This is a genomic window from Actinomadura verrucosospora, from assembly GCF_039540335.1.
Taxonomy (GTDB): Bacteria; Actinomycetota; Actinomycetes; order Streptosporangiales; family Streptosporangiaceae; genus Spirillospora; species Spirillospora verrucosospora.
In genome coordinates this window covers 36987-58010 of the sequence record NZ_BAABEV010000022.1, presented here as the reverse complement: position 1 = coordinate 58010, position 21024 = coordinate 36987, and the positions used below count along the sequence as shown (strand labels likewise).

At 71.4% G+C, this 21024-nt stretch carries 13 protein-coding genes and 1 tRNA gene; 6 read left to right on the top strand and 8 right to left on the bottom strand.

The window, feature by feature from the left end:
• Positions 1–17: 17 nt before the first annotated feature.
• The gene (tmk, locus tag ABD944_RS23130) at positions 18–2087 is read right to left on the bottom strand and encodes a dTMP kinase (RefSeq protein WP_345179686.1); all 2070 of its coding nucleotides are present in this window, start codon (positions 2085–2087) and stop codon (positions 18–20) included.
• Between the two features lie 28 nt (positions 2088–2115).
• Positions 2116–4806: a type I DNA topoisomerase gene (gene topA / locus ABD944_RS23125; protein ID WP_345179685.1), complete on the bottom strand. Its 2691-nt coding sequence runs from the start codon at positions 4804–4806 to the stop codon at positions 2116–2118.
• A gap of 254 nt (positions 4807–5060) precedes the next feature.
• On the opposite strand from topA, the gene ABD944_RS23120 reads away from it, so the two are divergent.
• On the top strand, positions 5061–5246 hold the full coding sequence (locus ABD944_RS23120; RefSeq protein ID WP_179845705.1) for a DUF5703 family protein: 186 nt from the start codon (positions 5061–5063) through the stop codon (positions 5244–5246).
• A gap of 459 nt (positions 5247–5705) precedes the next feature.
• On the opposite strand, the gene ABD944_RS23115 is transcribed toward ABD944_RS23120, so the two are convergent.
• From ABD944_RS23115 to ABD944_RS23105, 3 genes are all read right to left on the bottom strand, one after another.
• Positions 5706–7694, bottom strand: coding sequence for a chaplin family protein (locus tag ABD944_RS23115; RefSeq protein WP_345179682.1), 1989 nt, complete (start codon positions 7692–7694; stop codon positions 5706–5708).
• 135 nt (positions 7695–7829) lie between these two features.
• Positions 7830–8540, bottom strand: coding sequence for a hypothetical protein (locus ABD944_RS23110; protein WP_345179681.1), 711 nt, complete (start codon positions 8538–8540; stop codon positions 7830–7832).
• Between the two features lie 79 nt (positions 8541–8619).
• The gene (locus ABD944_RS23105; protein WP_345179794.1) at positions 8620–9930 is read right to left on the bottom strand and encodes a M20/M25/M40 family metallo-hydrolase; all 1311 of its coding nucleotides are present in this window, start codon (positions 9928–9930) and stop codon (positions 8620–8622) included.
• 121 nt (positions 9931–10051) lie between these two features.
• Between ABD944_RS23105 and ABD944_RS23100 the strand changes: the two genes are divergently transcribed.
• Positions 10052–10137 (top strand) — tRNA-Leu (locus tag ABD944_RS23100).
• 101 nt (positions 10138–10238) lie between these two features.
• On the opposite strand, the gene ABD944_RS23095 is transcribed toward ABD944_RS23100, so the two are convergent.
• Entirely contained in the window at positions 10239–12632 is a 2394-nt protein-coding gene (locus ABD944_RS23095; RefSeq protein ID WP_345179679.1) for a glycoside hydrolase family 5 protein, read from the bottom strand.
• 461 nt (positions 12633–13093) lie between these two features.
• On the opposite strand from ABD944_RS23095, the gene ABD944_RS23090 reads away from it, so the two are divergent.
• Both ABD944_RS23090 and ABD944_RS23085 read left to right on the top strand, forming a co-directional pair.
• Positions 13094–14215: an RDD family protein gene (locus ABD944_RS23090; RefSeq protein WP_345179677.1), complete on the top strand. Its 1122-nt coding sequence runs from the start codon at positions 13094–13096 to the stop codon at positions 14213–14215.
• 63 nt (positions 14216–14278) lie between these two features.
• Complete coding sequence (locus ABD944_RS23085) at positions 14279–15064, top strand: AraC family transcriptional regulator (RefSeq protein WP_345179675.1); 786 nt, start codon at positions 14279–14281, stop codon at positions 15062–15064.
• A 473-nt stretch (positions 15065–15537) separates the two neighbouring features.
• On the opposite strand, the gene ABD944_RS23080 is transcribed toward ABD944_RS23085, so the two are convergent.
• Positions 15538–16632, bottom strand: coding sequence for a terpene synthase family protein (locus ABD944_RS23080; RefSeq protein WP_345179673.1), 1095 nt, complete (start codon positions 16630–16632; stop codon positions 15538–15540).
• 15 nt (positions 16633–16647) lie between these two features.
• Complete coding sequence (locus ABD944_RS23075) at positions 16648–17997, bottom strand: cytochrome P450 (protein ID WP_345179671.1); 1350 nt, start codon at positions 17995–17997, stop codon at positions 16648–16650.
• A 313-nt stretch (positions 17998–18310) separates the two neighbouring features.
• Here ABD944_RS23075 and zwf point away from each other — a divergent pair, with 313 nt between their 5' ends.
• A complete protein-coding gene (gene zwf / locus ABD944_RS23070; protein ID WP_345179669.1) occupies positions 18311–19681 on the top strand; it encodes a glucose-6-phosphate dehydrogenase in 1371 nt (456 codons plus the stop codon).
• Between the two features lie 107 nt (positions 19682–19788).
• Positions 19789–20892: a TnsA endonuclease N-terminal domain-containing protein gene (locus ABD944_RS23065; protein WP_345179668.1), complete on the top strand. Its 1104-nt coding sequence runs from the start codon at positions 19789–19791 to the stop codon at positions 20890–20892.
• The last annotated feature ends 132 nt before the right edge of the window (positions 20893–21024 follow it).

Sequence of the window (21024 nt, the reverse complement as noted above, 5' to 3'; positions counted from 1 at the left end):
AACAGAGGCTAGCGGGCTCAGAAGTCGGTGATGACCGGGAACGTGCTCGTGGCGTCCTCGGTGCCGAGCGGGACGGGGTCCGGCAGGATCTCCCGGATGCGGTACTGGATCTCCCGGCTCAGCTCGCCCTGCGGCCGGCTCGCGTCCAGGACCAGGTAGCGGTCGGGGTCGGCCTCGGCGAGGGCGCGGAAGCCCTCGCGGACCCGCTCGTGGAACTCCTGCGACTCCGACTCGATGCGGTCGGCGGGCGCCGGCAGCCGCCGCAGGCCGGCCTCCGGCGGGATCTCCAGCAGGACGGTCAGGTCGGGGACGAGGCCGCCGGTCGCCCAGGCGTTGACGCGGGCGATGTCCTCCACCGGGAGCCCCCGCCCGAAGCCCTGGTAGGCGAGGGACGAGTCGACGTAGCGGTCGCTGACCACGATCACGCCGCGGTCCACCGCCGGCTTGATCACGTTGGCCACGTGGTCGGCGCGGTCGGCGGCGTACAGCAGGGTCTCGGCGCGGTCGGACAGGCCGGTGGTGTCGCGGTCCAGCAGCATCGCGCGCAGCCGCATCCCGATCTTGGTCGCGCCCGGCTCGTGCGTGGTCACCACGTCGTAGCCGTGGTCGCGGAGCCAGATCGCGGCGAGCCGCGCCTGCGTCGTCTTGCCCGCGCCCTCCCCGCCCTCGAAGGCGATGAACACGCCCCGGTTGCGGTGGACGGGCTGCGGGGCCGCGGCGGCCTGCTCCGGCGGCGTGTAGATCTCGCCGTGCAGGGCGGCGCGCAGGTCGGGGACGAGCGGGATGCCCCGCCGGTCGTCCAGCCGCCGGTAGGCGAAGAGCCCGGTCACCAGGGCGAGGACGGCCGCGACCAGCAGGGCGACGCCCGTCCCGTAGGCGTCGTAGACGCCGCCGCCGAGGTCGAGTCGGTGGGATCCGGCCGCCGCCGCAATCAGCGGGACGACGGCGAACGAGACCAGCGCGGTGATGAGCGCGACCGACCGCAGGTACGCCGCCGGGCGGGCACCCTCCGGCGCCTCGGGGTCGTGCGCCGCCATCTTCGCGGTCGACCACGCGGCTCCGGCGAAGACGCCGAGGAACGCCGTCGCGAACACCACGACGACGAGGTTCTGGACGAGGGCGAGCACGACCAGCGCGAGCGCGGCCGCGATCACCGCGAGGCCGAGGAGGCGGCGGCGGCTGAACGGGACGAGCACGCGCGGTCCGAGGAACAGCCCGAAACCGAGCCCCACCGTGAGCGCGGTCAGGACGGAGCCGTACCCGGCGTCACCGCCGCCCAGCTCGCCGGCGTGGACGCGGGCCACCGCCACGACCGCGCCCGCCGCGAGGTCCGCGGCCGCGGCCGCCGCGCCGGCGCCGCGCGCGGCGGCCGACCCCGGACCCTGGAAGATCAGTTTCAGCGGCGACCCGGCCGCGACCGGCTCGGTCGCCGGGATCTCGCCGGCCGTCGCCACGGCGGCGGCCGCCACGAGGAACAGGCCCGCCGTCACGTACAGGGCGAGGTCGGCGCGGGAACCGGCGCCGAGCGTCCCGTTCGCGACGAGCGCGAGGACGGCGAACAGCAGCGCGGCGGCGGGCGCCGGACCGTAGAGGACGCGGGTCGCGGCGCGGCGCGCGGCGGGCCGCGCCTCCTCGTCCGGGACCACGGCGGGCAGGGACGCGCGCGCCGCCGGTATCCACAGCAGGCTCAGGCACGAGACGAGGAAGGCGGCGGCGAGCGTCCACGGCAGCGCGTGCACGAGCGGCACGGTCACGACGACCACCAGCCGCAGCGCGTCCGCGATGATCAGCATCAGCCGGCGGTCGACGCGGGCCGCGAGCAGCCCGGCGACCGGCGGGAGCACCACCGCGGGCAGCAGCATCAGCGCCAGCGTGCCGCCGATCGCCTGCGCCTGCGCGGCGGCGCCGTCGCCGCGCGTCAGCATCGCCGCCATGGCGGTCAGCGCGGGTACGCCGATCCACTGGGCGGCGCTGGACAACGCCAGCGCCATCCGGAGCCGCCGGAACGGCCCGATCGACGAAAGCGACGAAACGCCCGGCGGCGGTGACGCTGCGGGGTGCGGCCGGGGTGCGCCCGTTCTGGTCATGTCGGTCAGGGTATCGGCGTAGATGTCCCTATGAACCGGACTTTGCGGAGGTTCGACGGCGCGGCGCCGCCTTCTTCTTCCCGCCGCCCGCGGCGACCTTCTCCCGGCGCTCCGCGAGCAGTTCCGCGGCGCGCTGGATCGTGATCGACTCGACCTCGTCGCCCTTGCGCAGGCTGGCGTTCGTCTCGCCGTCGGTGACGTACGGGCCGAACCGGCCCTCCTTCACCACGACCGGCTCCCCGCTCGCCGGGTCCTTGCCCAGCTCGCGCAGCGGCGCGGCGGCCGCGGCCCGGCGGCCGCGCTGCTTGGGCTGCGCCAGCAGCTCCTTCGCCCGCTCCAGCGTGACCGTGAACAGCTCCTCCTCCGAGCCGAGCGACCGGCTGTCGGAGCCCCGCTTGATGTACGGGCCGAAGCGGCCGTTCTGCGCGGTCACCGGCTCGCCGTCCAGCTCGCCCAGCGTGCGCGGCAGCGACAGCAGCTTCAGCGCGTCGTCGAGCGTGATCGTGTCGAGCGACATCGACTTGAACAGCGACGACGTGCGCGGCTTGGCGGCCTCGGCCTTCTTCGTCCGCTTCTTGCCGTCGGCCGGCGGCGCCGGCTCGGGCAGGATCTCGGTGACGTAGGGACCGAACCGCCCCGACTTGGCGACGATCGTGTGGCCGGTCTCGGGGTCGACGCCGAGCTCCCGGTCGCCCGACGGCTGCGCGAACAGCTCCTCGGCCTTCTCGGCGGTCAGCTCGTCCGGCGCGATGTCCTCGGGGATGTTGACGCGCTCGCCGTCCCGGTCGAGGTACGGCCCGTACCGGCCGACCCGCACCATGATGTCGGTGCCCTTGATCGGGAACGAGCTGATCCCCTTGGCGTCGATGTCGCCGATGTCGCCGACCAGCTCCTTCAGGCCCTCCTCCCCGGTGTCGCCGAAGTAGAACCGGGTCAGCCAGCGGACGCGCTCGGCCTCGCCGCGCGCGATCTCGTCGAGGCCGTCCTCCATGTGGGCGGTGAAGTCGTAGTCGACCAGGTTGCCGAAGTGCTGCTCCAGCAGGTTCACCACGGCGAACGCCAGGAACGACGGGACGAGCGCCGTGCCCTTCTTGAACACGTACTCGCGCGCCAGGATCGTTCCTATGATCGAGGCGTAGGTCGACGGGCGCCCGATCTCCCGCTCCTCCAGCTCCTTGACCAGGCTGGCCTCGGTGTAGCGGGCCGGCGGGCGGGTCGAGTGGCCCTCGGCGTCCACCGCGCTCGCCGTCAGCGGGTCGCCCTCGGCCAGGTTCGGCAGCCGCCGCTCCTGGTCGTCCCGGTCCGTGGACGGGTCGTCGGCGCTCTCCACGTAGGCCTTGAGGAAACCGTGGAACGTGATCGTCTTGCCGGTCGCGCCGAACTCCGCGCGCTCGTTCCGCGTCGACGTCCCGGTGACCCGGATCGACACCGACTGGCCGACGGCGTCCTTCATCTGGGACGCGATCGTCCGCTTCCAGATCAGCTCGTACAGCCGGAACTGGTCGCCGGACAGGCCCGTCTCCGCGGGCGTGCGGAACGTGTCGCCCGCCGGGCGGATCGCCTCGTGCGCCTCCTGCGCGTTCTTCACCTTGGACGTGTAGACGCGCGGCTTGTCCGGGACGTACTCGCCGCCGAACAGCGACGCCGCCTGCCGCCGCGCCGCCGTGATCGCGGTCTCCGACAGCGTGATCGAGTCGGTTCGCATGTAGGTGATGAAGCCGTTCTCGTACAGCTTCTGCGCGACCGACATCGTGTACTTCGCGGAGAAGCTCAGCTTCCGGCTGGCCTCCTGCTGGAGCGTCGTCGTCCGGAACGGGGGGTACGGGCGGCGCGTGTACGGCTTGCGCTCGACCGACTTCACCTCGTACGGGCGGCCGCGCAGGCGCTCGGCGAGGGCCGTCGCCGCGGCCTCGTCCAGGTGCAGCGCGTCCTTCGTCTTCAGGACGCCGTCGGAGCCGAAGTCGCGGCCCTGCGCGACGCGCCTGCCGTCCACCGAGACGAGCCCGGCCTTGAAGGCCGTCGGCTCCTCGTCCTTGCCGGTGTCGAACTGGGCCGCGATGTCCCAGTAGTGGGCGGGGACGAAGGCGATCCGCTCCCGCTCCCGCTCGACGACCAGCCGCGTCGCCACCGACTGCACGCGGCCCGCCGACAGCTTCGGCATGACCTTCTTCCACAGGACGGGGCTGACCTCGTACCCGTAGAGGCGGTCCAGGATGCGGCGCGTCTCCTGCGCGTCCACCAGGCGCATGTTCAGCTGGCGCGGGTTCGCGGCGGCGCGCTGGATCGCGTCCTTGGTGATCTCGTTGAAGACCATCCGGTGCACGGGGACCTTCGGCTTCAGGACGTCCTGGAGGTGCCAGGCGATCGCCTCGCCCTCCCGGTCCTCGTCCGTCGCGAGGAAGAGCTCGTCGGCCTCGGCCAGCAGCTTCTTGAGCTTCTGCACCTGCTGGCGCTTGTCGGAGTTGACCACGTACAGCGGCTCGAACTCGTGCTCGACGTTCACGCCGAGCTTCGCCCACGGCTCGCCCTTGTACTTGGCCGGCACCTCCGAGGCGCTTCCGGGCAGGTCCCGGATATGGCCGATACTGGACTCCACGATGTAACCGCGGCCCAGGTAACCGGCGATCGTCTTCGCCTTCGCGGGCGACTCGACGATCACCAGGCGCGTCCCCGGGCCGTTGCCCCGGCCACTGTTCGCGGTGCCGTTCTTGGCTGGCACAGTCGCTCCAACCTCGCTGTCTCGGGTCCTCTGACTCAGGCTCTTCCTACCGGCTTCGTACAACGTCGCATGGCGGCGTGTTTGTGCCCGCGCCTTCCCGCCGCCGCCCTGCGATCATCGTGCCGCCCCCGCGGAGGGGCGGGATTCTCACCGCCGCACGCCCCCGACAGGATGACACGCCGCCGCGCACCGCGCGGACCGGGAGGCCACGGTACGGTGCCGCACGGCCGGTAGACCAAGTAATAATGGTCGCAATGGCGGAGTACACCTACCTCGTCCTGTCACTGCCGCGCGGTACCACCCGTGACGCCGCCCGGCGGATCATGACCGAGCACGCGGAGCACGGCGGCTGGGAACTCGATCGCTTGCGCCTGTACCCGGACGGCCGCCGTCGTATTCAACTGCGCCGCAAGGTCATCCGCGCGGTCCGTACTTTCTGACCGTTCCCAGCGGCCTGTCCGGAGCGTAGCACTGCGTACGGATTCCTTGACGTGACGTTACTGTGTCCGCCGCCCCCTCGCCCCACCGCCCACGAACACAGCGCCCCCGGCACACGGACGCGGCGTCGCGGCCTGCGGACTCGCCGTCAGCGTCCCGCGAACGCAGCCTCACCGTACCCGTGAACGGCCGCGCCGCCTCACGGGTACGGCTTCGGTGGGGCGAGCGCCGCGCTACACCAGCCCCCGCCGGGCGTGCGGGAGGCTCGCGCGCCTGTCACAGGTAGGGCCGCACCCGTCCACGGGTACGGCTATGTCCGCGCGTCGGGCACGACTTCGCCCGCTCACGGCACGGCCATCTGGTTGAGGGTATGGCTTCGCCCGCCCCGGTCCGCGCCTCCGGGACGGGCGAAGGTCTTTCGCATGCCGGCCCGAGGCCGGCTCACCCGCGGTCTGGTGGATCTAGCGGCGGCTCACCCGGATCCGCCGGCCCAGGACCATGGCCCCGGCCGCGGCGGCCAGCACCCCGGAGACCGCCGCGAGCAGCGTCGCGCCCGTCCTGGTCCCCGGCGTGATCTTCTGGGTGGACGCGACCGGGCTCATCGGGCCGATCCGGTCCGGCACGTCCGCGATCTCGGCGGTCGCCACGCCGCGCACGTCGACCGGCAGGACCGGCTTCACGGGCAGCGAGACCGTGCCCGGCGCCGCCTCGGCCGGACGGACGCGCTCCGCGCCGACCTTCACCGGCGCGCTCTTCCCGGCCAGGCCCTGGACCTGGGGAAGCACCTTCTCCGCGGGGAGAACCTGCGACGCGCCGTTCACGTTCGGCAGGACGCCCACCTGCGGCAGGCCGGTGCCGTTCGGCAGCCCCTTCGACCTGGACATCGCGCCCCGGGCCGGCTGTTCCTGGAGCAGGGTCCCCACCAGCGAGGCGCCCTTGGGCAGCTCGACCGGGCCCAGCTTCGACGCGGTGCCGCTCAGCGACCGCGGGCTCCCCAGCACGGGAAGGCCGCCGTCGACCGGCGCGCTGCGGCCGTTCACCTTGGGCAGCCCGGCGCCGCCCGGCAGGGCCTGCGTGTCCAGGAGCGAGACGGCCGCCGGCGCGCCGTCACCGTCGAGCGCGGTGCGCTGGTTCCGCCCCGCGGGCCCGCCCTGGGCCGGCAGGCCGTCGAGGACGGGGAGGCCGCCGACCGCGGGCGGGTCGATCTTCGAGCCGGGACGGGGCGCGGTGCCGGTCGTCCGGGAGTAGGGCTCGTACCCGCCGTTCCCGGGCTCGTCGCACACCGCGGAGGCCAGGCCGACCGCGGCGGCGGCGTTGCCGCACACCACGGCCGGGGCCTGGACCGGCGCGTTCGCCTGGTTCCCGGAGCCGGTGCCCTGGTCGCCGGACGTCTTCGACCCCGAGCCGTGCGGGCCCTGGACGAGGCTCTGGCCGTTGCACCCCGCCGCCGCGCCGCCGACGACGGCGGCCGCGTTGCCGCAGACCTCGGCGGGAACGGAGATGGGGGCGTTGCCCTGGTTTCCGGACAGGATCCCCCGCGTCCCGGAGGTCTTCTGGTCGCCGCCGGAGCCGCTGCGCACGTGCGCGCCGCCCTCGCAGATCGCCCCGGCCTCCCCGACGAGGGCCGCGGCGTTCCCGCAGGCCGTCACCGGGATGCTGATCGGCGCGTTGCCCTGGTTTCCGGAGAGGATGCCGCGCACGCCGGAGGTGGTCTGCTGTCCCGTCCGGTGGCCGCCGTTGCGGACGGAGGCGCCGCCCTCGCACGCCGCCACCGCGTTGCCGACCGCGTTGCCGCAGACGTCCACGGGCACGCTGATCGGGACGTCGGCCTGGTTGCCGCCGCCGACGGCGCGGACGCCGGACGTCTGCTGCTTCGACCCGGTGTCCCCGCCGCTCTTGACCTTCGAGCCTCCCTCGCAGCCCGCGAGCGCCCGGCCAACCACGGCGACGGCGTTGCCGCACGCGTTGACGGGCGCGGAGATCGGGGCCTTGACCTGGTTGCCGCTCAGGACACCGGCCGTCCCGTCGGTGGTCTGGCCGCCCTTGCCGCTGCCCTTGACCTTGGCGCCGCCCTCGCAGCCGGCCTGCGACCCGCCGACGACGGCGACGGCGTTGCCGCAGGCGTTCACCGGCAGGGAGATCGGGGCGTTGACCTGGTTGCCGGACGCGACGCCGCGCTTGCCGGACGTCTTCTGGCCGCCGCCGCTGCCGCCCTGCTGGACCTTGGCGCCGCCGCGGGACGCCGCCTGGCTGCCGCCCACCAGCGAGACGGCGTTGCCGCTCACGTCGACGGGCGCGGAGATCGGGGCGTTGACCTGGTTGCCGCTCAGGACGCCGCCGTTTCCGGACGTGACGTCGGCGAAGGCGTTGACGGGGATGGCGCTGACGCCGAGGGCGACGAAGCCCGCGGTCAGCACGGCACGGGAGGTGCCCTTTGCCCACGTTCGCATGATGCTCCTAGGGGAGAGTTGGTGAAGGAAGAGACAGGTGCGTCTCGGGGGAAGGCCGCGCATGAGGGCACGGCGGAAGACCGGATCGGCGCGCCCGAGCCGCACGGGCACGCGTCCGGAGACTGGAGTCGGGAACTAGTCGGGCGCGAAGGAGGGCTCGTCCGCAGCGGTGCGGACGGCCGGTGGCACGGCGCCGAAGACGGGGCGCAGCGATGCCCGACGAGGTGCGGGGACAGGAGTCCCGGCAGAGGGGAACCCCGCAGCGACGCTGGAGGCGATGAAGCCGCCGGTCGCCGAATGGGTGCCCGGCTTCTCGGGCGCCGGGCTCGGTGCGGGGTGGTGCCGGACGACGACGTGGCGGGCGGCATGGCCGACGCCGGGTCGCGTCCGGGAAAGGCTGGAAACAGCGGGCGCGGACGCCTCGCGGTGCGTCTCGGGCGCGGCGGCGACCTCGGTCACGACCGGCCTGGGCTTGCGCTTGACGGACGGCTCGACCCGAACTTCAGGCGGGGGCGGCGGCACGTCGTGCGCGGTCTTCTCGTCAGGCGGTTGCGGTGCCACGACGCCCACGACCTCGACCGGGGCAGCGACGCCGGGCGCCTCCCGCACGGGCCGGCGGTCGCGGACGGTCTGGACCGCGTCCCCCAGCAGGGGCGTCTTCTCGACGACCCCCGTCACGGGCGCGGTCGGCGGCTCGTCGGCGTGCGCGACCTGCGCCGCGCACCCGAGGAGCCAGCCGGCGATCAGCAGCCCGCCGAGGACCAGCAGGCGCCGCACGGAACGCCCGACGGCGGCACGGCGCAGCAGGGCGGATACCGCCCCGACCCGCACCGCACCACCTGCCACCGGACACCCTCCGCTGCGACCGATCCGTCCTCAACGAATGGTGACGATAGCACCACGGAAAGCTCTGGTGATGGCAAATTCAGGAGCGATCAAGGAATTTGTCGAGAACCCTCACGCCGAAGCGCAGACCGTCCACGGGAACGCGCTCGTCGACCCCATGGAACATTCCGGAAAAGTCCAACTCTGGGGGCAATTTCAGCGGCGCGAAACCGAAGCACCGCATGCCCAGAGTGGAGAACGCCTTGGCGTCCGTCCCGCCGCTCAGGCAGTACGGCACCGGCAGCGCACCCGCGTCCTCCGAGGTCAGCGCCGCCTCCATCGCCGCGACGAGCGCACCCTCGTAGTCCGTCTCGACCGCGCGGTCATGGTGGACGAAATCCCGCTTGACGTCCGGCCCGAGAAGTTCGTCCACTACAGAGAAGAATTCCGTCTCGTGCCCGGGAAGGAATCGTCCGTCCACCTGAGCGGTGGCGGTCTGCGGGATCACATTCGACTTGTAACCGGCATCCAGCCGCGTCGGATTGAGCGTGTTCCGCAGCGTCGCGCCGATCATTCGCGCGAGCGGCCCGATCTCTTTAAGGCATTTTTCCGGATTTTCCGGATCGAACTCGACGCCGTACGCCATGCAGGCCCGCTCCAGGAACGCCCGCACCGACTTCGTCAACCGCACCGGGAACTCGTGCGCTCCCAGCCGCGCGACCGCCGCCGCCAGCGCCGTGACCGCGTTGTCCGGATGCACCATCGACCCGTGGCCGGCCGTCCCCGAGGCGCTCAGGTTCATCCACGCGATGCCCTTCTCCGCCGTCTCGATGAGGTACATCCGCCGGTCCCCGGGCACCGTCAGGCTGAACCCGCCGACCTCCCCCACGGCCTCGGTGCACCCCTCGAACAGCTCGGGATGCTCCCGCACCAGCCAGTGCGCGCCCCACTTCCCCCCGGCCTCCTCGTCGGCCAGGAAGGCGAGCACCACGTCCCGCGGGGGCTTTCGCCCCTCCCGCAGGCGCTGCCGCACCACCGCGAGCATCATCGCGTCCATGTCCTTCATGTCGACGGCGCCGCGCCCCCAGACGCACCCGTCGGCGATCTCCCCGCCGAACGGGTCGCGCGTCCAGTCCTCCCGGCGCGCCGGCACCACGTCGAGATGCCCGTGCAGGAGCAGGGCGTCGCGCCCCGGGTCCTCGCCCTCGATCCGCGCGACCAGGCTGGCGCGCCCCGGATGCGACTCGAAGATCCGGGTCTCCAGCCCGACCTCCTCCAGTTTCTCCGCGACGTACTCCGCCGCCGCCCGTTCCCCCGGGCCCGAGTGATCGCCCGGGTTGCTGGTGTCGATCCGGATCAGCTCCTGGCAGAGCTGAACGACCTCGTCCTCGGCGGTCGGCTGCCGCACCACAATGATCACCTCGCGTCGCTCGCGTACCGTCCCATGGTGCCCCGTCGATCGACTTCGCCGCGACTCGCCACCTTTGGTATGGTGAACTCCGCCGCCGCAGCCCCGCTGCGGCCTGCGACCGGTCCGGGTGGCGGAATAGGCAGACGCGCTAGCTTGAGGTGCTAGTGCCCTTTACGGGGCATGGGGGTTCAAGTCCCCCCTCGGACACTTCACGACAAAGTGGGGCAGATGCTCATCTGTCCCACTTTGCGTTTCTGAGGTTCTTCCGGGGAGGGACGTCGGCGTCCAAGTAGTGGACGGGCCGCCGGTCAGCTGATCGTCAGCCGGTACGAGCCGCGGGCGCAGCCGGTGACGCGCCAGCCGCCCTCGGCCTTTCTCGCTTCGATCCTCTCGATGCCGGTGACCGCGGGAGCGGGACGGTCTTCTCCCGGCACCCAGATGTCCAGTTCACAGCCGCCGCCCGTTGTCTTTCCGGTGAGCGTGAGTTCCTGCGGCCCGGCGGCCTTTCCGCCCGGCCGCCCGCCGGGAAGGGACCGCAGCGAGGTGAGGACGCCCGGGGCCGCGCGCGGGTAGGCGCGCGAGATCTCCTGTTCGGCCACCGCGTCGCGGCGCAGGAAGCGTCCCGTCGCGCAGTCGAGGTTGTTGAGCCCGTTCCCGATCGGCTCGACGCCGTTCTGCGGATCGCCGCACGCCTGTTTCCACACCCAGAAGGCTCCGCCGATCCTGCTGTCGTCCTCTTGGCGGGCGTAGCGGCGAAGCCTGCCGGCCACCGAGCCGGCGTCGCCCCAGAACCCCCACTCGCCGCTCCAGACCGGCATGTCGCCGGCGGCCCGCCGCGCGAGGGCGAAGCCGTGCTCGACGGAGGTCATGACGGGCAGCCCGAGCGAAGCGTCCATGGTGATCGACTCGGCGTACAGATGGGGCGCGAAGACGACGTCGGGATCGGACCGGAAGGAGCCGCGCGGGATCGCGTCGAACCCGGTGCCGGACCAGAAGATGCTCGGCTCGGCGAACAGCAGATGGGGACGGGCCTCGGCGGAGCGGATCGCCCGCAGGACACGGTCGTAGAAACGGCCGAGCAGCAGCGTCGATGTCAGCGGCGCCTGCTCACCGAAGCCCGGTTCGTTGAGCGGGTCGAACCCGGCCACCGCGGGGTCGTCGCCGAAGCGGGCGGCGAGCATGCTCCACACCTTCACCAGGCGGCCCTGGACACCGTCGCGGTCATAGTAGAAGTTCGTGAACGCGCGGTTCCCCGCGGGCGAGATGTCGCGTCCGGTGAACTGGCAGCGCGGCGCGCCGTCGGCCTTGGTCGCCCACGCGGGCGCGCCGTCGTAGCCGTCCATCCGGGACGTGCCGAAGGGGCACGAGGTTCCGGCCGGGGTGGGCTCGTTGCTCCAGCCGTCCTGGTGCATGTCGATCACCGTGTACAGCCCGTGCCGCTTCGCCCAGGCCACGGCCTGGGCGATCTGCCGCAGGTAGCCCTCGTCGTACCGGCCGGGGCGCGGTTCGATACGTGACCATGACACCCCCAGCCGCACCACGTTCAGGCCGAGCGCCGCCATCTGCGCGAAATCGTCCTCGTCGAGTGGCAGTGTCGCCGGCACTCCCGGGCGCGGCGAATAGAAGTCCACCAACTGGTTGACGTTCACTCCGCGCAGGAGGACCTGCCGGCCTTCACTGTCGACGATGCGAGGCCGCTTCCCCCGGACGGCCCGCAACGGTGACAGCCCCGTCTCCGGCGCGGCGGCGGGTCTGCGGGCGACGGGCGCGGGCTCCGGCCCGGCGAGGGCCACGGCTCCGGCCATCGCAGCCACCGCGACCGCGAAGCTCAGGGCCGTCGCGGCGGAGGCGCCACCAGCCGCCCGCCTGAACGCGCGGCCGGTGGCGGGCAAGGCCAGCAGTGCGGGCAGCCAGCCGAAGGCGACGCCGAGGGACGCGCCCTCGCCGAGCCTGGTCCACAGAGCCGCGGGCGTCTGCAGGGGAGCGCCCGGCCCGTCCAGCACCAGGAGTCCGGCGGTTTGGACGGCGCCGAGGACGATGCCCGCCCAGAGCGCGGCCAGCCATCCGCCGATGAAGGCCCCCGAGGGCGTGCGGGATCGGCGTGCGAAGGTTCGCTGGGTGCGGGCGAGCGCCAGGAAGAGCGTCACCAGCCCGGCGAGGAGCCCGGCCGCCCCACCCTGCGGGGACGCCGACGGCAGTCCGTCCGGCAGGTCCCGCGACCAGTGCGACGCCACCCACATCCCGGTCACCGCCACCGCCGAGACGCTGATGGCCGCGACCGGCCAGTGCGCCCGGCGGGCGGGCTCGCCGTCCTCACGCTCTCCCGTACGCGCAAGGAGGGTGACCGCCGCCGGGAGCAGCGCGTACAGGGCCGCTTTCGGCACGGTGAAACTCGTCGACCACAGCAGGTCGGCGACGTCCAGCTCAGGTGCCGTCGCCGCGACCGACATGGCGGCCTTCGCGACCACGGCGGTCAGCACGAACCCCGCCCACACCGTCGCGAAGCGCGCCCGCCGTTCCAGATGTTTGAAGGCGGCCACGACCCACGCCGTGCCCGTCAGCAGCAACGGAACGTAGACCACCAGGGGGACGATCTGCCAGCGCGCCGCCGGTACCACCCGTCCGGGCATTCCCAGCAACGCGAAGTACCCGACCGGATCGATCAGAGCCCCCGCCGCGACCAGTACCAGAACGGCACCCACGGCCGTTGACACGAGACGTCGCGAACCCAATGTGGCCTCCAGGCGCCGAGAAGCGCCAAAATACATGAGATTTCCTCATGTTTGCTAGCCTTTCCGGAACCGACGAGTCGCCGGCCGGTCAAGGCGGCGCCGGATGGACCCGCTCGCCCTCGGCGAAGGCGGCCTTCTCGCCGGGCGCCACCCGGTTGACGGCGACGTGCACGCCCGCAGCGGATCCGGGGGGCTCACCGGCCAGTCGCCGCCCGCGGACAGGCCGGCTTCCGCGCGGGCAGCGCGGCAATAGGAGTCCTTGGCCACCGCCCGCAGGAACGGTGTCATCATTTTTCGCAACTTCACGGTCGACTCGGCCGCGCGGGTGGAGTTGGGGTGTGCTTGCATGTACGCCCGTGACGACGCCCCTGTATGTCCCGGCAGGGACGCCCCCAGAGCGGGTACCGGGCGATGACGGCCGCGTCGTGCGGGTGTTGGCGAGCACTCGGCAGCGGGTCGCGGCCCGCGTGCTCGACCTGCTGGCCGCCTTCTTCGTGGTCATGGCGGCTGTGTCGCCGGTCTACGCGGTCGCCTTGCTGTCCGATGGCTCCTCCACCTCGTTCCTCTGGGCGACCGCCCCAGTCGTGGTCCTCGGCATGGCCGGCCCGCTGCTGCTGCGCGTCGGGGGGATCGTGCGGTGGGGCTGCACCCTGGGCCAACGAGTCGCCGGGATCCGGGTGGTGCGCGAGGAGGACGGAACACGGCCCCCGAACTGGCGGCGGTCCTTCCGGCGGTATGCCCTCCCGAGGAACTCCGCGTCCCTACCGCTGATCAGCGATCCCTGGGTGTGCGGGAAAGACGAGCGGCTGAGACAGTGCCTGCACGACCGGCGCGCCGGGACGGTGGTCGTCCGGGCCCAGGCTCCCCCGGCGCCCGCGGAGACCGGCGGGCTGGCGACCCTTGGGTCTCCAAGCCCAACCGGGCTTCCCGACCATGTGCGCCGCTGGGAGGCGCGCGAACGTAAGCAGCGCATCGCGCTCGGCTCCACGTTAGGTGTTCTCGGGGCGACCGTTCTGTCCGCACCGTTCGCCGTCGTGCTCATGACCGCCGGGCCATTCGCCATCGGCGGCCCGGCGTTCGAGGTCGACACCTTCTACGACGACGCCACCGGGTTCGAGAACCGCTTCGAGGGGCGGTCCGAGACCTACGAGCGCACGGCCGCCAAGGTCCTGGACGATGAGAAGGGCTGTCTGGCGGGAGCGACCAGTGGGCAAGCCCGCGCCGTCCTGCGCCGGACCCGGTGCGAGGGACGGATCGAGATCGCGTTCAGAACCACGGACGGCGTCCTGGTCAGCAGCCACGTTCTCAAGTTCCCCGACCGGGCCTCCGCCGCCGGCGCCCGGCCTCGTCTGCGGCACACCGACCTGCGCTTCGTTCCGGACGGCGACGTCGACCCGCCGGGAGGCGCCCGCATCGGCGATGTCGGAACCCAGGACCGCTACGTGGTCGTCACGACCGCCGTCTCCCCACGCCAGCCGGAGGCGACGGCGAAGGCGAAGAACGCCTTCCTCCTGATCCACGTCCCCACCCTCAACGTCATCCTCTGGCTCTAACAGAAGGGCGCGCCGAGCGGGAGTCCGGCGGGCCATGGGCTGTCCGGGCGTGTCGGCCTGCCGGTGACCGCGGGGGCGCACGGCGGTGGCGCCGTCGCCTCTCAAGATCCCCCGCGTGCTACGGGACTGCGGGGGGATCTTGAGCGGAAAGGAGGATATGGCGGACCAGGGACCGCAGGACCCCTCGTACGGATCGAGTGTCCCGCGCTGGTCGACGGCCGCGCGCCGGTCGCAGTCGGACCCGGCGACGTGATCTTCACACCGCGCGGAGACGGCTACGGCATGGCCGACGACCCGGCCACACCGTTGGTCGAGGCCGCGCACCCGCCGCGGCGGCCAGCCGAAGACGGCGATGTGGTGACGCTGTGCGGCGGCTACCGGCTCGACCCGGACCGCACCCACCCGCTGCTGCGCGACATTCCCGCGGTGCTCCAACTGCCCGCGCAGGTCGGACGGCACGACGACCTGCGCACGACACTCGACGCTCTCGGCCGGGAACTCGGGTCGTCCCGTCCCGGCGGCGCGGCACTCGTCCCGCTCCTGCTCGACATGCTGCTGCTGCACGTGCTGCGCGCCTGGTTCGAGGACCGGCCGCGCGATCCCGGTGGCGCGGGCTGGGCCGCGGCACTGGCCGACCCGCCGATCAGCTCGGCGCTGCACGCCATCCATCAGGATCCCGCGCACGCCTGGACCGTCCAGTCGCTCGCGGATCAGGTGGGGCTGTCGCGGGCGGCGTTCGCCCGCCGGTTCACCGCCGCGACCCGCCAGCCGCCGCTGGCCTACCTGACCTGGTGGCGGCTGACCGCCGCGGCCAGCATCCTCCGCGAGACCGACGCCCCGCTGGAGTAGATCGCCGCCCAGGTGGGCTATTCGTCGCAGTTCGCTCTCGCCAACGCGTTCAAGCGGCAGTACGGCGTCCCACCCGGACGGTTCCGCCGCACGGCACGGACGTGACGCACCCCCCGCCTCGGCGCGGACCGGCCGAGGACATCGTCGCCATCGGGCGCCAGGTCGATCATCACACGTGCCCCGCGATGGTGGAGGGCGGATCAGCGTCCAGCGTGTCATCCCAGTCCGCAGCGACCTTGCCGCAACAGGAGCCGAGCCCCAGAGCGGGCCCCATCCCGCAGCACGCCCGTAGGGTCGGGGCCCGTACACGGTTACGCCGCGTACTAGCCCGGGATGTTGCTACGACGGGTAGGCGGGTAGCTGTCCCACCGGGACGCGGTTTCAGCCCAGGCACGTAGAGATTCGCCTTGTCATCCCGCCGCCGGGGAAGGCCCGCTCCTCGTCCCGCCGCGCTCGCCCCAGCGCCGCGACGCCTAGGGAAGCTCCTCCCACCACCAGGCGATCGAGGGAATCTTCGGAGGCTGGTCCGTTCCGGGCGGTGGCGTGTCCGACCAAGTGCAGGTGGTCCTGACGGCTCCGGGGTGCTCCCCGTCGGGATTGCTGTAACGCGGCGTCGCCAGGCCCCATTCGATGTTGCCGCGCATGAGATAGCCCAGGTTGGCGACATAGGGCCGGAGCCGTTCACTGGCGTGCGGCTCGACGTTGTCGCGGACGTCGACGAAACGGCGGGCGATGCGGTTGCACAGGTCCACCGCCTTGGCGATGGCCTCCTGGATCGTGCAGTGCTCGTGCGCGACGAAGACATTGACCAGGTTCAGCCCGCTCGGATTCCCGCCTCCATGGCGTTGTGCGAACCACAGGTCCTTGCCGAGCGAGTACAGATCGTCGCTGAAGGCGGCGTAGGTCGCCGTCATTTCTTGCAGTGCGGATACTTCGCGGGAGAACATCTCGCCCTCCGGGATGGGCGCGCCGAGCGCGATCTCGGCCCATACCAGCGTCGGATCGGCGGCGGCGAACACCGGGCGCATGGCGGTGTAGTCGTTGAGAGTGGGCACGGTGCCTCTGAGCCGGCAGTTGATCTCCCACGCGACCCCGAGCAGCCACGCGCGGTGCGCGTCCAGCTGGCGGCCGATCTGGGCTGGGGTGGCGTATCGCCGGAGGCGGTGCGCCAGGTCCTGGACGGGAGCGCGGAACGGGTCGTCGTCGGCCATCATCTCGCAGCCCGGATCCGCCAGCGTCCGCACGACGCGCGACGCGATGTCGACGAATCCCTGTGAGGCCCCGGTCACCTGCGCCTCGTCCAGAACATCGTCGAAGACGAACATGAGGTAACTCCAGTCGATGGCCATCTGGAGCCGTTCGGGCGCGGCGTCCGGGCAGATCCGGGCGAAGAACTCGGCGGCGTTGCTCTCCTGGACACGCCGCCACAGGCGCTCGTTCTCGTGGAATCCGTGGGCGGCCATCCAGTCGTTTCCGCGCTGTTCCAGCTCGGCGAGCATCGGGTGTGTCCGGGTGCGCAGCGGACAGTAGAGCGAAGGTATTTCAACGGTCAGGGCAGGATCGCTCATGAGGAAGATCACTCACTAGGGACGCGGATCGAGGACCATTCGCAGGTCGCGGGGGTACACGGTCGCGAGTGCGAGTGGACGCACGCGGCTCCCCGGGGCAGGGGTCAGCGACCAGTGGGCGGCGATGGTGGTGACGGTCACCGTCATCTCGGTCCAGGCGAACGCATCGCCCAGGCACACGCGGCGACCCGCCCCGAACGGCAGAAAACACTCCCGGGGCACGGGAGCGGACGATGACAGCCAGCGGCCGGGCACGAACCGATGAGGCTCGGGGAAGAGGTCGGGATCCAGCTGCTGCGTGTGGGGGCTGAAGACGATCTCCGCTCCCCGGGGAATCCGCACGCCTCCGAGGTCGATCGGCGATCGCGCTCTGCGCATCACGATCCAGATGGGATGGTGGAGCCGGAGCGTCTCGGTGATGAGGGCCCGCACGAAGGTCATCTCACCGACGTCCTCGAACCCGATCTGCCGGTCTCCCAGAACGGTACGAATCTCCGCGTGGAGCCGTGCCTCCAGCTCCGGATGCCGTCCGAGTTCGTAGAACAGCCAGGACAGGGTCAGCGCGGTGCTCTCGGTGCCCCCCACGAGCAACGCGATGACCTCGTCGTGGATCTCTTCGTCGCTCATGCCCTCACCCGTGCGCTCGTCCTTGGCCGCGAGCAGCATGGAGAGAATGTCGCCGTGGTCGCGACCGTCGGCCCGATACCTCGCGATCGTCTCCTGGATCGCCCGGCGCAGTCCCCGCGTCGCCTCGTCGAACCGGCGGTTGGCCGGCACGGGAAGCCGTTCGACCAGCGGCGTCGGCGCGATGGTGCGCCAGCCGATCCCCGCGACGATGCGCGGGAAGTTCTGCTGGAACTCCGCGACGACCTCGCGGGCATGGTCGGTGGCGAACAGCGTGGCGGCGATGATCTTCAACGTCAGGTCGAAGAGCTCCCGCTGGACGTCGAGCACCTGCCGCGGCCGCCATTCCCCGGCCCGCCGCGCGGTCTCCTCGCTCATGACGCGGGTGTAACCGGCGATGCGGTCGCGGTGGAATGCGGGCTGGAGCAGCCGCCGCTGACGCATGTGGAAGGCGCCGTTCGAGGTGAAGACGCCGTTGCCGATCAGAGGCCGGACCTTGTCGAAGAGCTTCCCCTTCTCCACGTTGCCCGCCTCCGCCACGAGGAGGTGATGGACGAGCGACGACGAGGTCACCACGTACACGGGAAGGCGGCCGATGAAGACGCGGACCACGTCGCCGTACGGTCGTAGTGACTCCATGAAGGCCAGCGGGTCACGCATCAGGGACAGGCTGTGGCCGATGACCGGCAGTCTTCCGGGTGGGCTGGGTATCCGGGTCGGCGGTGGCGATGGGATGCGCACGGCGGCTCCGTACAGTTGCGCAGCGTCAATTCGAGGCTGGACCGCTCCAAATACGAACGGACAAGTAGCTCAGCGGTCAGCCCAGCCGGTACCGACGATCTAGCGACACGGCACGGACAGGTGGAGACTGATCGGAGCCATCGGAGGTTATTCGCACGACAAAGACTCGCAACAACGCACTCACACAATATTTATGAAAGTCGCTTGTGTCAACGACAATCAACTCGCCGAGTGACAGGCACCCACGACCCCGGGGCCTTGTTCACCGCATGGCCGGGACGGCAAGCTGTGAGCCGACGAGAGGGGGCTGGCGATGGAGCGGGCCGACGCGTTGGTGCTGTTTGGGATCACCGGGAACCTGGCGTACAAGATGCTGCTGCCGGCGTTGTACCGGCTGACGGCGGACGGGGTGCTGGACCAGCCGGTCGTGGGGGTCGCCAAGACCGACCTCGACCTGGCCGGGCTGCGAGGTCGGGCCCGTGAGGCCTGCGAGGCCAAGTACGACAAGGTGGACGACGCGGCGTTCAACAAGTTCGCAGGGAACCTGCGACTCGTCGCGGGCGACTACACCGACGGCGCCACCTTCGATGCGATCCGTCGCGAGGTCGGCGACGCGGGATTCCTCACTCACTACCTGGCGGTTCCTCCTTCGCTGTTCGCGACGGTCGCGGGGGGCCTGGCCAAGGTGGGCCTCAACAGGAACGCCCGAATGGTCGTCGAGAAGCCGTTCGGCAATGACCTGGAGTCGGCGCGGGCGTTGAACGCCGAGTTGCTGGAGTTCTTCGACGAGGACCATCTGAGGCGCGTCGACCACTTCCTCGGCAAGGAGCCGATCGAGGACCTGCTGATGTTCCGGTTCGAGAACATGCTCCTGGAGCCGATCTGGAACCGTCACTACGTGGACAACGTGCAGATCACCATGGCCGAGGACTTCGACGTCGCCGACCGCGGCTCGTTCTACGACGCCAACGGCACGATCCGCGATGTCGTTCAGAACCACCTTCTGCAGATCCTGGCGCTCCTGGCCATGGACCCGCCGCCGTCGACCGACGCACGCGCCTTCATCGACGAGAAGTGGCGGGTGCTGCGCGCCGTCGAGACCGTCGCGCCCGGCGATGTCGTCCGCGGCCAGTACGACGGCTACCTCACCACCGAGGGCGTCCGCGAGGGTTCGACCACCGAGACCTACGCGGCGCTGCGCCTGCGCATCAACAACTGGCGCTGGGCCGACGTCCCGTTCTACATCCGTTCCGGCAAGGCACTGGGCACCACCGACCTGGAGGTGGTCGCCCAACTCCGCACCCCGCCCACCACCTACTTCGACGGCGCCCCAGAGCCCAATCTGATCCGCTTCCGCATCCAGCCCGACGCGGGGGTCACGTTCGACCTGCTCGCCAAGGTCCCCGGACGCGACAGCACACGGAAAGTCCCGCTCAGCGTGGACTTCACCAAGGTCCTGGGCCCGATGGAGGCGGCCTACCAGCGGATCCTCACCGACGCCGTGACCGGCGACCCCCGCCGGTTCGTCCGCTTCGACCTGGCTGAAGAGTCCTGGCGCATCATCCAGCCCGTCCTCGACCTCCCCACCCAGCCCCTCCCCTACGCCAAAGGCTCCTGGGGGCCGGACGAAGCCGCCGCCCTCGTTCCCGGCGGCTGGCACGAGATCTCCACCACCTTCGACTGAGGCGCACGGACCTGGAGGTGGGTGCTTCGCGACGGTGGGGAGTGACACGCGCCGGTTCTGAGGACGCCGCTGCCGAATCCGATCTCGCCGCGGAGCTGGGTGGCCTCGTGGCCGAGGCCCTGTCCGGGCTTCCCGACCGGCGGCTGGGCGAGATCATGGCAGCGAGGTTGGGGCTGCGAGGAGACGCCCGCACTCTCCAGGCGATCGGAGATCACCTCGGGGTCTCACGCGAACGCGTGCGCCAGCTCCAGAACAAGGCGGCCGGCAGGCTGGTCCGTCGGGCTCGGCAGCCGGGCACTCCGGGGGCCTCCCTCGCCACGTTGCTCGAGCGGCATGGCGGCGACGGCTCAGACGAGGAGTTCGCCGACCGAATCTACGAGCTGGCTGCTACGACGTTCACCGTAAGTCAGCGGACCAGCCTGCCGCTGCTGCTGGCTGCTGCCGGGTTCTACCGAGCCGACGCCACACGGATCGCAGCCCTTGCTCTTCAACGGGCCAGTGCCCGTAGCGCGTCCGCCAAGGCCGATCAGAGAGCGGAAGGCGGCCGTGCGGAGCGGTGGGTCGCAAGGTGGCTTGCGCACACGCACTGGCCTGCGGATCTAAGTTCCCCGCCCTCCCGTGACAGCCTGCGCGCCTCTCGGGGGATCGAGATGGACGAGCTGGCCGGCCTCTATCCGTCCACCAAGCTCGGCCGCAAGGTGGCCTTCGAATCGGGGTTGGAGCGGAACGTCATCGACGCCCTTGAGCACTGCGAGAGAATCGCCTACTTCCAGGAACAGCCCTGCGTCGTCGATTACCACTACGGAACGAGAGCGCGGCGGTACCACCCCGACCTTCTGATCGTCACCGACGACGGGCGGACAGTGCTCATCGAGGTCAAGCCTCTGTGGGAGATCGCTCTGAGCATCAACCGCGCCAAGGCGCGGGCGGCACGGTCGATGGCACACCGCAACGGCTGGGGGTGGCTGTCGGTCGCGGGTCTCCGAACGGAACGTGACCTGATCGACCGGACGATCCCGCCCAGCGGGCACCACGCCCTTTCCACGGCGCTCGCCGCAAACGGCAGCCTGTCGTGGGCACAGGTGCAGGCACTGCGTGAACGCAGCGAGCTCAGACTTGTGGACGTCTCCGCCTACGCGCTCCAACACGACGTCCACTTGCAGCTCATGCCCTACCGGCTGGGCACACCGCCGCTACCTGCCCCGCGCTGATCCCGTCTTCGAGCCTTGGTTCTCGGCCGTAGTCCTTCGACGGAGTCACAGGTGCCGGGCGGCGATGTCGCGGCGTCGGAGGTTGTGAAGATCCGTCGTGCGAGCGAGGTGGACGTGTCGTGCGGCGGCCGA